Annotated in this window: 16 protein-coding genes; 2 read left to right on the top strand and 14 right to left on the bottom strand. The window is 42.7% G+C overall.

Annotated features, from left to right (window positions below):
• Positions 1 to 416: 416 nt before the first annotated feature.
• The 12 genes from KIT27_10070 to KIT27_10015 form a co-directional block, all read right to left on the bottom strand.
• Positions 417 to 770, bottom strand: a complete 354-nt coding sequence (locus tag KIT27_10070) for a PilZ domain-containing protein (GenBank protein ID MCW5589988.1) — start codon at positions 768 to 770, stop codon at positions 417 to 419.
• Positions 757 to 1,755: a hypothetical protein gene (locus KIT27_10065; GenBank protein MCW5589987.1), complete on the bottom strand. Its 999-nt coding sequence runs from the start codon at positions 1,753 to 1,755 to the stop codon at positions 757 to 759. Before KIT27_10065 ends, KIT27_10070 begins: the two co-directional genes overlap by 14 nt.
• A 5-nt stretch (positions 1,756 to 1,760) precedes the next feature.
• Positions 1,761 to 2,387 carry a dTMP kinase gene (locus KIT27_10060; protein MCW5589986.1) on the bottom strand — a complete coding sequence of 209 codons (627 nt, stop codon included), beginning with the start codon at positions 2,385 to 2,387 and terminating at the stop codon, positions 1,761 to 1,763.
• Positions 2,381 to 3,628, bottom strand: a complete 1,248-nt coding sequence (gene mltG, locus KIT27_10055) for an endolytic transglycosylase MltG (GenBank protein MCW5589985.1) — start codon at positions 3,626 to 3,628, stop codon at positions 2,381 to 2,383. The genes KIT27_10060 and mltG overlap by 7 nt, the downstream gene beginning before the upstream one ends.
• An 85-nt stretch (positions 3,629 to 3,713) precedes the next feature.
• Positions 3,714 to 4,952, bottom strand: a complete 1,239-nt coding sequence (gene fabF / locus KIT27_10050) for a beta-ketoacyl-ACP synthase II (GenBank protein MCW5589984.1) — start codon at positions 4,950 to 4,952, stop codon at positions 3,714 to 3,716.
• A 61-nt stretch (positions 4,953 to 5,013) separates the two neighbouring features.
• Positions 5,014 to 5,253, bottom strand: coding sequence for an acyl carrier protein (gene acpP / locus KIT27_10045; GenBank protein ID MCW5589983.1), 240 nt, complete (start codon positions 5,251 to 5,253; stop codon positions 5,014 to 5,016).
• 128 nt (positions 5,254 to 5,381) lie between these two features.
• A complete protein-coding gene (gene fabG, locus KIT27_10040; protein ID MCW5589982.1) occupies positions 5,382 to 6,128 on the bottom strand; it encodes a 3-oxoacyl-ACP reductase FabG in 747 nt (248 codons plus the stop codon).
• 15 nt (positions 6,129 to 6,143) lie between these two features.
• On the bottom strand, positions 6,144 to 7,082 hold the full coding sequence (fabD, locus tag KIT27_10035) for an ACP S-malonyltransferase (GenBank protein ID MCW5589981.1): 939 nt from the start codon (positions 7,080 to 7,082) through the stop codon (positions 6,144 to 6,146).
• Positions 7,083 to 7,085: 3 nt separating this feature from the next.
• Positions 7,086 to 8,048 (bottom strand): ketoacyl-ACP synthase III, encoded by a 963-nt coding sequence (locus KIT27_10030; protein ID MCW5589980.1) that lies wholly within the window; start codon positions 8,046 to 8,048, stop codon positions 7,086 to 7,088.
• Positions 8,049 to 8,073: 25 nt separating this feature from the next.
• Positions 8,074 to 9,102 (bottom strand): phosphate acyltransferase PlsX, encoded by a 1,029-nt coding sequence (plsX, locus tag KIT27_10025; GenBank protein ID MCW5589979.1) that lies wholly within the window; start codon positions 9,100 to 9,102, stop codon positions 8,074 to 8,076.
• Between the two features lie 5 nt (positions 9,103 to 9,107).
• A complete protein-coding gene (rpmF, locus tag KIT27_10020; GenBank protein ID MCW5589978.1) occupies positions 9,108 to 9,314 on the bottom strand; it encodes a 50S ribosomal protein L32 in 207 nt (68 codons plus the stop codon).
• Positions 9,292 to 9,855 (bottom strand): DUF177 domain-containing protein, encoded by a 564-nt coding sequence (locus KIT27_10015; GenBank protein ID MCW5589977.1) that lies wholly within the window; start codon positions 9,853 to 9,855, stop codon positions 9,292 to 9,294. The genes rpmF and KIT27_10015 overlap by 23 nt, the downstream gene beginning before the upstream one ends.
• A 134-nt stretch (positions 9,856 to 9,989) precedes the next feature.
• On the opposite strand from KIT27_10015, the gene KIT27_10010 reads away from it, so the two are divergent.
• Entirely contained in the window at positions 9,990 to 10,826 is an 837-nt protein-coding gene (locus KIT27_10010) for a 23S rRNA (adenine(2030)-N(6))-methyltransferase RlmJ (GenBank protein ID MCW5589976.1), read from the top strand.
• On the opposite strand, the gene KIT27_10005 is transcribed toward KIT27_10010, so the two are convergent.
• Together KIT27_10005 and rluC are read right to left on the bottom strand one after the other, a co-directional pair.
• Positions 10,802 to 11,284: an HAD-IIIA family hydrolase gene (locus KIT27_10005; protein MCW5589975.1), complete on the bottom strand. Its 483-nt coding sequence runs from the start codon at positions 11,282 to 11,284 to the stop codon at positions 10,802 to 10,804. The two genes, KIT27_10010 and KIT27_10005, sit on opposite strands and share 25 nt — an antisense overlap.
• Positions 11,284 to 12,213, bottom strand: a complete 930-nt coding sequence (gene rluC, locus KIT27_10000) for a 23S rRNA pseudouridine(955/2504/2580) synthase RluC (GenBank protein MCW5589974.1) — start codon at positions 12,211 to 12,213, stop codon at positions 11,284 to 11,286. Before rluC ends, KIT27_10005 begins: the two co-directional genes overlap by 1 nt.
• Positions 12,214 to 12,794: 581 nt before the next feature.
• Here rluC and rne point away from each other — a divergent pair.
• Positions 12,795 to 14,891: a ribonuclease E gene (rne, locus tag KIT27_09995; GenBank protein MCW5589973.1), complete on the top strand. Its 2,097-nt coding sequence runs from the start codon at positions 12,795 to 12,797 to the stop codon at positions 14,889 to 14,891.
• Positions 14,892 to 14,961 lie beyond the last annotated feature (70 nt).

Here is a 14,961-nt window from a genome sequence, read left to right as displayed (position 1 = left end):
AAACTCCACCAGGGGTTAACTTTTTTAATCAAGCTTTTTTGCGAAAATGGTTTACTGTTAGATAAGGGATCGACACTGGACATGTATTATTTTCCCCGCAGAATATATCAATATGCCTCAAAGATTATTTAACAGGAGTTTCGCACCTTCAGTGCGCTACTCCTTCCTGGATTGATTTCGCCTGTGCAAGCTGTGCTCGCACGGACGGCGATTTAAGGGGAGAATCCCATTTCTCCCCTTAAAAATCCCCATCGGGATAAGTGGGAGTTTCGCACCAGTGAGAAACTCCTGTTAAATTATAGTCGAGATATTTTATATCAGGAATTCTCGGTGAAGCGACTCTACCCAAAGCTGATCCCCGATAATATATCAAAGTATTGATTTAAGAGCATAATCTACTTGAGCTTATCCTAAATTCAAAGCGTATGGGTTGCGCGCTCGGCTTTTTCGGAACCTGCTAAAATTGTTTCAATTTTTTTCATTAATTTACCCGTTTTATCCTCCACAATTTGCACCCCAACTCCCGCAGCTCGACCACCTTGCGCGCCACGTGGTGTTATCCAAATGACTCTGCCGATAAATTGAATTTTTTCCGTTTCTTCCATAAATTGAATGACCACTGAAATTTCATCACTTAATTTAAATTCTTGACTGGTAGCGATAAATAAGGCTCCGCCTTTAATAAAAGGCATGAAGGCTGCGTATAAGGCGGCTTTATCTTTGATATTGAGTGCGAGTGTTGCTTCTTTTTCACTATTAGGAGTTGACATGCGAATTTCCTTCAAAACATTGCATCCAGTTTAACATGAGATGTTCTAGTAACAAATCTTCATTTAAATGCACTTGCTGTTTTAACGCGCCATTTATGCGTAATAATTCATCGTAGAATCGATAAAGATAATCGAGTTTTACGGCAGCGCAAGCACCACAAAATTGCTGATCATTAGGCGATGTGGTTGGTTTTATCTTTAATTTAAAACGAATTAATACACTTACCCACTGTTGTAAAAGATTTAATACACAATCGAGGGTGAATAAGTCCTGCAATTTTGGCCATTTCCCCCACTGATTGTGATCTCCCTGCGCTAAATGTATTAAATGGCGTTGAAAATTTTTCACTGTCTCTTCCAAACCGGCTTTTGCGTATTCAAGCGCTAAAAATAGCGATCCTTGAACATAGGGCAAGAGTGCTAAGGTCGTGTGTAATTGTTCAGGATAATTTTTTTCAAGCCATGCTTGTGCTTCTGCTAGGGTTGGAGTCAATTGATGAAAAATTTGTACGCGGCTTAAAATCGTTGCCGGTAATAAATCCATTTTATTAGAAATTAAAATTAATACACTGTTTTCACCAGGTTCTTCTAACGTTTTTAATAAGGCATTGCTTGCCGAACGATTCATGGCATGTGCCGGTGAAATAATGGCAACACGATAGCCACCGTGTTGTGATTTTTGTTGTAAGTCAACACACAGTTCGCGAATATCATCCACTTTTATTGCCTGTTGATCGGATTTATGCGCCAGTAATTTAACATCGGGATGATGATGAATGCTAATCCAATGGCATACGTCACAGCGCTGACATGGCGCTTGCGGATGCGCGCAGCATAATAATTTTGCCAGTTCTTGCGCTAATTCTAGTTGGCCACAATGAGACGTGCCTGAAATTAATAGGGCATGTGGCAATCGTTGCTGTTGTTTAGCTTGCAACAAGCGATCCCAAAGTGATTGTTGCCATGGAAATGGTGCGTATTGCATGGAAATTACCATTGAAATAAGGGCGTGAGTGCCTGAAGAATTTGTCGATTAACTTCTTCACAACTACAATTAGCATTAATAATACAATAACGTTCTGGATATTGTTGAGCACGCAATAAATAAGTGGCGCGAATAGCTGCAAAAAATTCATTTTTTTCTTGTTCGATGCGATCTTTTTTACCTTGTAATCGTTTTAAGGCAATGTCGACATCGGCATCAAATAATAAAGTTAAATTCGGTCGGAGTTCTCCTTGCACCCAGGTTTCTAGTTGCGCAATGCGTGCAATATCCACTCCTCTGCCGCCACCTTGATACGCGTAACTGGCATCGGTAAAGCGATCACAAATCACGGTTTCGCCGCGCAATAAGGCGGGTTTGATGAGACTTACTAAATGTTGGTTACGGCTGGCAAATAATAATAAAAGTTCCGTATCCGCATGCATGGTTTCTGGATAATCTTGGAGTAACACTTGACGAATTGCTTCTGCAATCGGGGTGCCTCCTGGTTCACGTGTATTAAGGTGAACGATTTTTTTTTCCGTTAATAGTTGATGAATAAATTGCGCAGCAGTCGATTTTCCAACGCCTTCAATGCCTTCTAGCGTAATAAAAAAACCGGGTTGAGTCATGATGTTTTCCTCACGAAAGGATAGTCTACGCGATTAAAATATCGCGGGGCAAAGCCACTGGAAATAACGTTTAATTCGCATAATGGCCAATGATGAATGTGCCTTAAGGCATGGCCTTCTTGCCAGGGATTTTCACAGCCATCAATTAAAAAGCTCTGCGATTTCAAATCAGGTTGCTTGTCGTGCAATGGATTAATTGGAGATGAATTTTTGCGATTTTTTAATTGTCGTAAATAGTTGGCAACCGCTTGATTATGTTCTGCTAAGGTGTCTGAAAAAACATGACCACCTCGGCCATCGGCCACAAAATACAAGGCATTACTGGAATCCGGGTGCATGACAGCCTGAATTGAGCTTAAACTGGGTAAGGCAATTGGGCTTGGTGGTAGTCCTGGATGAAGGTAAGTATTATAGGGAGTGTCTTTGCGTAAATCCGCGCGAGTAATATTACCCGTATAATCCTTTCCTAAGCCATAAATCACCGTAGGATCAAATTGCAATAACATTTTTTTTTGCAACCGACGAATCAATACTCCAGCGACTTTAGGTCGCTCGGCAATAAGTGCGGTTTCTTTTTCCACTAAAGATGCTGCAATTAACGCTTGATACGGCGTGGTAAACGGTAAATTATCGCTACGTTGTTGCCAGGCCGTGAGTAAATGCTTTTGCATGAGTTGGTAGGCTATTTTTAATAGATGAACATCAGTGGTTCCTCGAGGGAAATGATAGGTATCAGGATAAAATAAACCTTCAAGGTGAGTTTCTGGAATGCCTAAAAGCATAATGATTTCTTGCGGCGATTTACCGCGTAATTCATGAGTTAAATCGGGATTGGCGTTAATCGCTTGCAGGGCTTCTTTAAATGTCCACCCCTCAATAAGGGTAATGCGTGATTGGCGAGTTTTGCCACTGACAATGGCATCCAACAATTCAAGGGGTGTGAGAGGTCCTTTAAATTCATAAAAACCGGCTTGTAATTTATTAGCTTGTTGTTTTAATTGCGTCATTAAAATAAATAATCGAGGATGGGGCATTTTCCCCGCGCGGTGTAAATCCCAGGCTAAATTCATTAAGCCACTGCCAGGTTTTAAGGTATAAATGAAGGTTTCATCTTTTTTAATAATTGGGGTTTCTAAAAAATGTATCCAGGTAAATAGACCATAGGCAAAACATGACATTATTACAAAAATAGTGATTAAACGTAACACATGCCAACTTAAACGTAATTTTCGTTGTTGAGTCACGCGACCGACCATCCCTATATTGTTAAAAACGAAAGCACAACGCTATGAGGCGTATTGAGAATTATACGTGGGTTTACCTTTAACCCTATAATGATTTAAAGATCAAACACCCATTAGTACCACCAAAACCAAAAGAATTCGATAAACTTATGTTAATTCGACTTTCTTGAGCTTGATGTGGAACTAAATTATAACCATTCACTGCTTCATCGGGGTTATCGAGATTAATGGTGGCTGGCGCTACTTGATCACGCAAGGCCAATATGGAAAAAATAGCTTCAATCGCACCCGCCGCACCGAGTAAATGCCCTGTCATGGATTTGGTAGAACTAATGGGGATTTGTTTAGCGTGTTCGCCAAACACATTACCGATAGCAACCAATTCTTGAGTGTCACCTGCTGGAGTGGATGTGGCATGCGCATTGATATAATCCACGGCATCGGCGCTTAAGCCGGCATCTTTTAATGCGTTACTCATCGCATGTTCTGCGCCAATTCCTTCGGGTAGAGTCATGTGATAGGCATCAGCACTCATACCAAAACCAACGAGTTCCGCATATATCTTGGCACCACGTTTTTTGGCGTGTTCGTATTCTTCTAGCACTAAGGTTGCTGCACCATCGCCTAATACAAATCCATCGCGATCGCTATCCCAAGGACGACTGGCTTTCGTGGGCTCTTCGTTGCGTTTGGATAACGCCCGCATAGCACTAAATCCGACTAACCCAAGTGAACAAGTCGCCATTTCAGAACCACCAGCCACCATCACATCGGCATCGTTATAGGCAATTAATCGCGCTGCCATACCAATGTTATGTGTTCCTGTGGTGCAAGCTGTTACGATGGCTAGATTGGGGCCTTTTAAACCGTACTCGATGGAAATATGACCCGCGAGCATGTTAATGATAACGCCCGGAATAAACATTGGCGAAAACCGTCGAGGCGGATTTTCTCTTAAAAAATCTTGTGAATATTGAATGAGGGGTAATCCGCCAATTCCAGAACCTAAGGCAACGCCGTAGCGATGCGCATTTTCAGGATGAGGGGTAATCCCTGCATCTTTGATTGCTTGGATGGATGCGGCTAACCCATATTGAATAAATAAATCAGTTTTACGAACGAGTTTAGCTGGGATATCGTGAGCAATCGGATCGAAGTTTTTAACAGAAGCACTGATTTTGCAGGTGTTATCTTCAATACCTTCGCACTCTGCCAGAGCAACCCCACATTGACTAGCTAAGACATTTTGCCAAGTTTCATCAACCGACAATCCTAGCGGAGAAACTGCTCCTAAACCAGTGATTACGACTCTTCGTTTGCTCACGCACCCCTCCAAATAAACTAAAGAGCGAATCGTTTATTCGCTCCTGTCGAGATTGTAATGATTATTTTTCCATATGTGCTTCAATGTAATTGATGGCATCTTGAATGGTCGCGATTTTTTCAGCTTCTTCATCGGGAATTTCAGTTTCGAATTCTTCTTCCAATGCCATGACCAATTCAACGGTATCGAGCGAGTCTGCGCCAAGATCATCCACAAATGAAGCATCGTTTTTAACTTCATCTTCTTTCACACCCAATTGTTCAATAACGATTTTCTTAACGCGTTCTTCTACAGTACTCATATTGAAATTATTCCTCTTAGTTAACAGAAATTAGTTACACTGCGGTGGCTTAGTTTAGACAAAACAACTAAAGTTGCAAGTTATTTACGAAAAATTTTCACGATTAAATCCCCATGTGCAGCGAAAAATTAGCTCATATACATACCGCCATTTATATTCAGGGTTTCACCCGTGATATAGCTGGCCAATGGACTGGCTAAAAAGACGACTCCCGCCGCAATTTCTGCAGGACTTCCCATTCTGCCTACAGGAATGTGCTCCAGAATCTGTTGACGTTGATTGGCGTTGAGCTCGGCTGTCATATCGGTTTCAATCATCCCTGGCGCCACGACATTGACCGTGATATTGCGACTAGCAACTTCCATGGCTAAGGATTTACTAAAACCAATTAAACCCGCTTTCGCTGCAGCATAATTGGTTTGCCCAGGATTTCCAGAAAGCCCAACGACCGAACTAATTGAAATAATTCTGCCAAAGCGTGCTTTGATCATATTTTTTAAGCAGTGTTTGCTTAGGCGAAAAATTGCATTTAAATTGGTTTCAATAACGTTATACCATTGCTCGTCTTTCATGCGCAAAAATAAATTATCATCGGTAATTCCGGCATTATTCACTAAGATTTCAACATGGCCAAAGCGCTCTTGAATGGATGAAAGTGCGGCATTCACCGAATTTTCTTGGGTGACGTCTAGGATAACTCCACCACCCTTGACATTAAAATGCCGTAATTGTGCTTCAATCTTTTCCACTCCAGCTTGACTGGTCGCACTGCCAATCACAGTGGCGCCTGCTTGGCCTAATTGAGTTAAAATTTCTGCACCAATCCCCCGACTGGCGCCAGTCACTAACGCAATTTTATTTTCCAAACTTAGCATAAATTTTTCCTTACCTTATCGTTTGATGAATTTTTCTAAACTATTGAGATCGCCAATGGCCAACGCCTCTAATTCTGGGCAAATGCGCTTATTTAATTTCGTGAGAATTTTTCCAGGGCCACATTCAATCACCAGCGTTAGCTGTAGCGCTTGCATTTTTTGAATGGTTTCCACCCAACGCACCGGGTAAGCGATTTGTTTGATTAAGGCTTTTTTGATGACGGTTGGATCTGAGGTTTCGATAACATCGGTATTGTTAATGATAGGAATAGCCGCGGGATTAAAGACTACTTCGTCTAAGGCTTTGGCGAGCTGGGGCATGGCTTTTTCCATCAGCGGACAATGAGCAGGTACACTCACAGCAATGCGTTTAGCCATGCGCGCGCCTTGCGCCTCGGCGAGTGTAATCGCGCGATCCACTGCCGTACTGGCGCCCGCAATCACGATTTGTCCTAAAGCATTATAATTAGCGGGGGCAACAATACCCTGCTCACTCGCTTGCTGACACACTTTTCGCACCGCTTCGTCTTCTAAGCCCACAATAGCCGCCATCGCACCTTCTCCGAGTGGGACGGCCGCTTGCATAAATTGCGCGCGTTGCTGCACTATTTTTAGCGCATCGGCAAAGCTTAAAACGCCGGCACACACCAACGCTGCGTATTCTCCTAAACTGTGTCCAGCAACCACGGCAGGCGTCATCGCAATCACGTCTTGCCAGACTCCGAAAACCGCAATATCCGCAGCGAGCATAATCGGTTGCGTATACTCCGTTTGATTTAATTGCTCTTCAGGTCCTTGTGATATCAACTGCCAAACATCGTAACCTAAGACGCGACTGGCTTCTTGCATGACTTCTTTTACCCTGTCATAGCGCTGATATAAATCGTCTAGCATTCCCAACGATTGAGAACCTTGACCCGGAAAAACCAGTGCAAAAGGAGATGATAATGTCATTGTTTAAAACCTTATTAAGGTAGAACCCCAAGTAAAACCCGCACCAAAACTTTCAAGCAATAATAATTGCCCACGCTGGATGCGCCCATCTTTCACTGCTTCATTCAACGCCAAAGGCACTGAAGCGCTGGAGGTATTACCGTGGTATTCAATGGTTAAAATAACTTTAGTTAATGGCAAATTTAATTTTTTTGCCATGGCTTGAATAATTCGAATATTCGCTTGATGAGGAATCAGCCAATCAATCTCGTGTTGCTGAATATTATTTTTTAACAGCGTTTCTTCAATCACATCGCCTAAGCGTTTTACTGCCAGTTTAAATACGTCGTTGCCCTGCATTACCAAATAAGGTGATTGTGTTGGCAATGCTGGCGCATTGCACTGAGGATTTGTAGTATAAAGTTTATTTTCACCGAATCCATCGGCGTGAATATGCGTCGATAAAATCCCGGGTTTATCACTGCGTTGTAATATTACTGCACCAGCGCCGTCTCCAAATAATATACACGTTGATCGATCGTGCCAATTAACAAGACGTGACATAATTTCCGCACCTACTACTAACACGGTGCGCGCTTGTTCACCGCGAATAAAATTATCCGCAATCGCTAAAGCGTAATTAAAACCCGCACAGGCAGCATTAATATCAAACGCCGGACAACCGCTTATTCCTAATTTTTTTTGGACTAAACAGGCCGTGCTCGGAAATACTTTTTCGCCCGTAGTGCTAGCTACAATAATTAAATCAATTTGCGAGGCGGAAATATTGGCATTAAGGATAGCTTCTTGGCTGGCATAATACGCTAAATCACTGACATTTTCGCTGGGAGAGGCAATGTGTCTTTCACGAATTCCGGTACGTTCGCGGATCCATTCGTCGGAGGTATCCACTAATCTCGCAATATCGTGATTAGTCCGTATTTCCTCGGGTAAATAACCTCCTGTTCCAAGAATTGTTGAACTTATCACCGCAGTTACCTCACCATAAAATTTAGACGTTGGGTTGCAAAATAGAAGCGACCCGATCTTCAATCAGGAGGGGAATATTTTTTTCGGCTTCCGCGATGGCCACTAAAATCGCATTAGCAAACGAATGTGATTTTGCACTGCCGTGGCTTTTAATCACAATCCCGCGCAATCCGACTAAACTTGCGCCATTGTAACGATCCGGATCCATGCGTTTTTTAATTTTACGTAACACACTTAACGCCATAATTCCCGCTAATTTGGCATAAATGCCGCGATGAAACGCTTCATGTAAAAAATGTCCAACGGTTTTTGCAGTGCCTTCAATGACTTTTAGCGCAACATTACCCACAAAACCATCACACACAATCACATCGACACCCGCACTATACATTTTATCGCCCTCAACGTAGCCAACGTAATTAATCGCGGAATTATTTTTTAATAATTGATTAGTCGCTTTTACAAGTTCATTACCTTTAATATCCTCTTCGCCAATATTGAGTAACGCCACTTTGGGCGCAGCGAGATTATCAACCGCTTGTGCAACCACCGATCCCATCACTGCGAAATTGGCCAAATGTTCCGGCTCGGAATCAACATTCGCGCCCAAATCTAAAATACGCACGCAACGGTTAGGATCGAGTGTGGGTAGCATGCGCATAATCCCAGGTCGATCGATCCCTGGAATAGTTTTTAAGACAAAACGTGCGGTGGCGAGTAATGCACCCGTATTGCCAGCACTCACACAGGCTTGCGCGATACCTTCCTTCACGAGATTCAAGGCCACACGCATGGAAGAATCTTTTTTATTACGCAAGGCGAGTAATGGAGATTCCGCCATCCCCACTTTTTCAGAAGCATGTTTGATTTGCAGACGTTCAGTTTGCTTGACGCGATGTTTGATTAATTGTTTATTGAGGATATAAGAATCCCCCACCAAAATCAGCTTAACTGTTGGATCGAGTTTTAAGACTTCCAGCGCTGCTGGCACGACAACTCGCGTGCCATAATCGCCGCCCATTGCATCAATTGCGATGGTGAATGGAGTCAAATGAGTTATTCCTCAGTAGTTTCTTCATCGAGATCGAAGGCTTCAGTTTCTACGACTTGACGACCACGATAATATCCATCTGGGGTAACATGATGACGACGGTGAGTTTCACCGGTATGAGAATCGACTGATAACGTATCAGAAGATAAACCATCATGCGCGCGACGCATACCGCGTTTTGAACGTGTTTTACGATTTTGTTGAACGGCCATTGAAATCTACTCCTACATTTTCCACTGCCAGCATTTCTGCTAATTCTGCAAAGACCTTACGATGATTCGAGGGTTGCATGAATGTCACAGAATCCTGGCCACTTTGTGCCTGCTGAAGGCAATCATCAGCATGCATTGCAAACATGGGCAAACTCACCATACATTCATCTTCCACCATATTCCAAAGATTGATGGTATCACCTTGAGGAATGACGAGCGCATCCATTTTTTCAGGGACAGCGCTTAAGTCTTGCATACTTTCCACGAAATTCAGTGAAAAATCTGCCTCAATTGATTTTTTAAACGGCATGAGGCAGCGCTGGCAAATAAGTTCTACCACGCTTACCACATGACCTTTTATATAATTCAATCCGGTTCTATCGATCCCAGTTTCAATTGTCACTGTGATATCGCCGCTTGAATCGTTTAAAAGATCCATTAATCTTGCCATGGATTGTTGCTTGATTACGCCATGAAAAACAGTGTGTTCTTTGGCACAAGCAAACGGATCGATGGTTTCTGGTATCATTGAGTCTGACATGTGGCGGGGATTCTAGCTGGATGTCAGTAAACTGTCAAAAAAATTGATCACAATGGCCGGGAGAAATTGCAGTTCACCACCAAATCCGTTACCTTTCTGTTTTTATTATTTAACCTTCGCGATAGCCCATCACCATGAATTATCGACATATCTATCATGCCGGCAATTTTGCCGATGTTTTTAAACATGCTATTACCGTCACACTATTAGAAGCACTGACGGTAAAGCCCAAACCATTGGTATATATCGATACTCATGCCGGTATCGGTGGCTATGATTTAACGCAAGAAGAAGCCTTGCGCTCGCAGGAATATCAACAGGGTATTGTGAAATTGCTAAATGAGCCTACAGTTATCCCCGAACTTTTTTCGTATTTAACGTTGATACGAAAGTATTCTATTGCTCCAGAATTATCATTTTATCCAGGTTCTCCTGTAGTAGCTCAAGCGTTTTTACGTGAAATCGATCGGATGATTTTAAACGAATTCCATCCTGAAGATTATAAGCAACTCAAAAAAAACGTGGGAAATAGGGGCAATATTCATTGCCATCAACGGGATGCGTATGAATTTTTACCAGCGATATTACCGCCCAATCCTGCGCGCGCTTTAATTTTAATCGATCCGCCCTATGAAAAAATCAGTGAATTCGATGATTTATTTTTCTTAGTCAAAAAATCTCTGACTAAATTTGCTCATGGGATTTATGCGATTTGGTACCCTATTGTCGATGAACGTCATCACGCATTTATCAGCCGTTTATTGCAATCACTGCACACACCCACTTTGCACGCGTGGTTGACTCGCACCTCAATACAACCTGAACGGCAGGGTTTAATCGGTACGGGCATGATCATCATTAATCCCCCCTGGCAAATTGAACATAAAATCATGCCTATCACCGAATTTTTAGGCCATTTATTTAAACTCGATGCTAAGGCCCGTTTTCACGTTGAAAGTTTTAATAAATAAGATTCCAGTGCCATTAAATCGTTACAACAAAATGTCGCACCGGCTTCCAACAGTGCCTGCTCAGAATGACGATCGGTCATCATCCCAATGCCAACAATATTGGCATTAACAGCCATTTGCATATCGTAAATGGAATCACCAATCATCACCGCGCCCTGAGGTTCCACGTCGCAAAACACCAAGATTTCCTCAATCATTTGCGGATAAGGTTTGGGAAGCGATTCATCCGCACAGCGAGTGATAGTGAATAACGCTTGCAACTCGGTTGCACGCAAGGCTAAATCTAAGCCTACACGTGTTTTTCCTGTGGCCACGGCTAATAAATAACCGGCTTGATGTAAATTCCGTAATATTTTTTCTGCGTGAGGAAATAATAAATTGTGTCCTGGATGATAAGAATATCTTGAATCGGCAAGCGTATCTTCCCAATCGAAAATTAATAATTGATACGGTCTCATTACTCCAACCTGCTTAAACATTGAGTTAATTCATCCGCTAAAGGGGCTGTTAACGTCATTAGCGCCGCTGTTTTCGGATGAGTAAAGGTTAACTGTTCTGCATGTAAAAATAAACGATGTAGCCCATACGTTTTCATCTCGCGATTAAACGCTTTATCGCCGTATTTATCGTCGCCCGCTAAAGGAAAACCGATGTGCGTTGCATGAACCCGAATTTGGTGGGTGCGTCCGGTGTGTAAGCGAACGGTTAATAAACTGGCGAGTTTAAATAATTGCTTAGGAATAAAATCCGTGCACGAGGGTTTACCGTCTGCGGCTATTATCACCATGCGTTCACCCGATTGTAAGGTATTTTTTCGCAAGGGAACATTCACTTGTCGTTTACCCTCTAGCCAACGCCCTTTTACCAACGCTGAATATTCTTTATTAATTTTGTTGGTCACAAATTGTTGCTGTAAAAATAACAGTGACGAACGTTTTTTAGCAATTAATAAGATCCCTGAAGTATCACGATCGAGGCGATGAACTAACTCCAGTTGAAGCTCGGGATACAGCGCACGCAAAGTTTCAATCGCACCGTACTGAATACCGCTGCCGCCATGCACCGCCATGCCTGACGGTTTATTGATCGCTATCATTTCGTCGTCTTCATAGATAATTCGTTGGCGTATTTTATCACAAGCAGAAATTTGCGGTGTGAGTGAATTAATTTCACTTAACCGCAAGGGCGGCACCCTCACCTCATCACCCGCGCACAAACGATAAAGTGGTTTAATGCGTTTTTTATTCACGCGCACTTCGCCTTTGCGAATGATGCGATAAATCAAACTTCTTGGCGCTGATTTACAAATTTTTAATAAATAATTATCAATGCGCTGACCGGCTTCAGACGCACTAATGGTTTTATACTGCACTTGATTTTCTGACATAAAATTAACTAGCGATTAACAAGGGCGCCAGGATGACACACTTTATCGGTAAAATCTAGCAATGCTCACGCACCGATTGATGGTGAATAAAAATCTTGGTATAGTCTCTCTCACTCGCCAGCGAGAATGCGATAAGTCTGAGATAGAACTCCAGAAATTCGCCCGCTGAGCATAAGTTTGCTTATGCAATGCGAGAATTTTGTAAGATAATTCCAAGGTAACAAAGCGCATGGAATTATCAGGAACCCTGGCTTTTTCACCTCTGGGGGTGAAAACACACACATAGAGATATTCGATTTTAATTCGGCAAGACAGCCTAAAATGCAAGTGTGAGGAATACACAAGGGATAAGTCAGGTTTTTAACTAACGAATTCACAATAGAAGTAGTTTACTTCTGTTTGAATAGCGTACCAGCAGAGCACTGGGCGGTATTAAGTAGAGACGCAAACCATGAAAACGATGATAGCAGCGTGGCAGAAAAAACAGTCCTGCACGCCTTTTAACACGATGATAGCTACTTAAACCAACCCCCAAACCAGGCTTTATGTTGGAAACGCAAGAACTGAATTAATGGAAGAAAATGAATAGAATGTTAATTAATGCAACTCAAAAAGAAGAGTTGCGTGTAGCTTTAGTGAATGGTCAACTCCTTTATGATTTAGACATCGAACACCCCGGGCGCGAGCAAAAAAAAGCGAATATTTATAAAGGTAAAATTACCCGCCTCGAACCCAGTCTTGAAGCGGCATTTGTTGATTACGGTGCAACTCGTCATGGTTTTTTACCGCTCAAAGAAATTTCACGCGAATATTTTTATGCCGATCCCGATCCTGCTTCTCGTCCGAATATCAAAGATTTGGTTAAAGAAGGTACGGAAGTTATCATTCAAATCGACAAAGAAGAACGTGGCAATAAAGGTGCTGCCCTCACGACGTTTATTTCCCTAGCTGGTTCGTATTTAGTGTTAATGCCGAACAATCCCGCTGCCGGTGGCATTTCACGTCGTATCGAAGGAGCTGAACGCGATGAATTGCGCCAAATTTTAAACGATCTCACTCTACCTACCGATATGGGCGTGATTGTTCGCACCGCTGGTGTGGGACGTGCCAAAGAAGAATTACAATGGGATTTGGATTTATTACTTCGTCAATGGGATGCCATTAAACAAGTCATCGAACAACGCCCAGCGCCTTTTTTAATTCATCAAGAAAGCGACGCCGTCATGCGTGCCTTGCGCGATTATCTACGCATGGATATTGGCGAAATTATTATTGATAACCAAGAAATTTATCAAAAAGTACGTAATCATATTCAAATCATTCGCCCGGATTTTGTCGAGCGCGTGCATTTTTACCAAGAAAATACGCCGCTTTTTCACCGCTATCAAATTGAAAGTCAAATTGAGTCAGCGTATCAACGCATCGTCAGCTTACCTTCGGGTGGTGCCTTGGTTATTGATCACACCGAAGCGGTGGTTACCATCGATATTAACTCTGCACGTTCCACCAAAGGGGGGGATATTGAAGAAACCGCGTTGCACACTAATTTAGAAGCGGCTGAAGAAATTGCACGTCAATTACGTTTACGCGATTTAGGCGGTTTAATCGTGATTGATTTTATCGACATGACTCCGGTTCGCCATCAACGTGATGTCGAAAGTGCTTTACGCGATGCCTTGCGCGTTGATCGCGCACGCGTGCAAATTGGCCGAATTTCACGTTTTGGGCTATTAGAAATGTCACGTCAACGCTTGCGTCCTTCGCTCGATGAAGGTAGCCAAGTCATTTGTCCACGATGCAGTGGCTATGGGCATATTCGCAGTGTTGAATCTTTATCCTTATCGATTATCCGTTTAATTCGTGAAAATGCGATGAAAGATAATACGGGTGCTGTAATCGCGCAAGTGCCGGTTGCCGTCGCCACGTATATTTTAAACGAAAAGCGCGATCACTTAACTCAAATTCAAGATACCAATCGTGTTGCCATCACCATTATTCCTAATCCAGAAATGACCACACCTCACTATACCATCGAACGCTTGCGCCCAGATGATAATCGCTTACGCTATAAAGTCAGTAGTCACAAAATGGAATTAGAAAGTGCGGAAGAATTAATCCATGAGGCTGAAATGGTGAGTGCACCTGTCGCTGAAAAACCAGCGGTCGATCTCAGCCAATTAATTCCTCAACAACCGATTCCCGTGGTGACGCGACCCAAAGTGCAAAAACCTGGGATTATTGTGCGGTTATTTCAAGCGTTATTTGGACGAGGCGATCAACCAAAAACCGCGCCACGTCGCCCTTCTTCACGCTACCAACACAAGCACAACTCTCCACGACGTCACAACAACAGTAATAATAATCGTCATTACGGCCAATCGCGTAATCATACTAGCAGTTCGAGTAGCAGTGGCAGTAGCAGTGGTGGTAGTAACAACAATAACGGGTATCGTTCGAATCGTCGTCATCCTCATAATCGGCGCAATACACGTCCAGTCACACCAAATAAATCCGATGACAAACCCCGAAACGAAGGTTACATTTTGTTAACCAATGAAAATAAAACTCACAACTCCCCTCAGAATTTTCCCAATAAGACATCGGAGGCGGCAGCATCTTCACAAACTTTGCCCACTCACTATCGCGAAAATTCGGTGAATGATGTGGAAAATCCTTAGGATTTTCCACTCTCATTTTAAACGTGTTGACAATTTGCTAGGCTGCGGCTTTTGATTTTTTGACTTTCTC

The organism is Legionellales bacterium (assembly GCA_026125385.1).
In the GTDB taxonomy this organism is placed as follows: Bacteria; Pseudomonadota; Gammaproteobacteria; order JAHCLG01; family JAHCLG01; genus JAHCLG01.
The sequence above is the reverse complement of the archived record's forward strand: the minus strand, read 5'-3'. Positions and strand labels throughout refer to the sequence as shown.

What these genes read in the sequence shown, in the direction of transcription:
- KIT27_10070 (MCW5589988.1), bottom strand. Translation starts at nt 770, where the DNA reads ATGTCAACTCCTAATAGTGAAAAAGAAGCAACACTCGCACTCAATATC.
- rpmF (MCW5589978.1), bottom strand. Translation starts at nt 9,314, where the DNA reads ATGGCCGTTCAACAAAATCGTAAAACACGTTCAAAACGCGGTATGCGT.
- KIT27_10010 (MCW5589976.1), top strand. Translation starts at nt 9,990, where the DNA reads ATGAATTATCGACATATCTATCATGCCGGCAATTTTGCCGATGTTTTT.
- rluC (MCW5589974.1), bottom strand. Translation starts at nt 12,213, where the DNA reads ATGTCAGAAAATCAAGTGCAGTATAAAACCATTAGTGCGTCTGAAGCC.
- rne (MCW5589973.1), top strand. Translation starts at nt 12,795, where the DNA reads ATGAATAGAATGTTAATTAATGCAACTCAAAAAGAAGAGTTGCGTGTA.
- acpP (MCW5589983.1), bottom strand. Translation starts at nt 5,253, where the DNA reads ATGAGTACTGTAGAAGAACGCGTTAAGAAAATCGTTATTGAACAATTG.
- KIT27_10015 (MCW5589977.1), bottom strand. Translation starts at nt 9,855, where the DNA reads ATGTCAGACTCAATGATACCAGAAACCATCGATCCGTTTGCTTGTGCC.
- KIT27_10005 (MCW5589975.1), bottom strand. Translation starts at nt 11,284, where the DNA reads ATGAGACCGTATCAATTATTAATTTTCGATTGGGAAGATACGCTTGCC.
- fabD (MCW5589981.1), bottom strand. Translation starts at nt 7,082, where the DNA reads ATGACATTATCATCTCCTTTTGCACTGGTTTTTCCGGGTCAAGGTTCT.
- fabG (MCW5589982.1), bottom strand. Translation starts at nt 6,128, where the DNA reads ATGCTAAGTTTGGAAAATAAAATTGCGTTAGTGACTGGCGCCAGTCGG.
- KIT27_10065 (MCW5589987.1), bottom strand. Translation starts at nt 1,755, where the DNA reads ATGCAATACGCACCATTTCCATGGCAACAATCACTTTGGGATCGCTTG.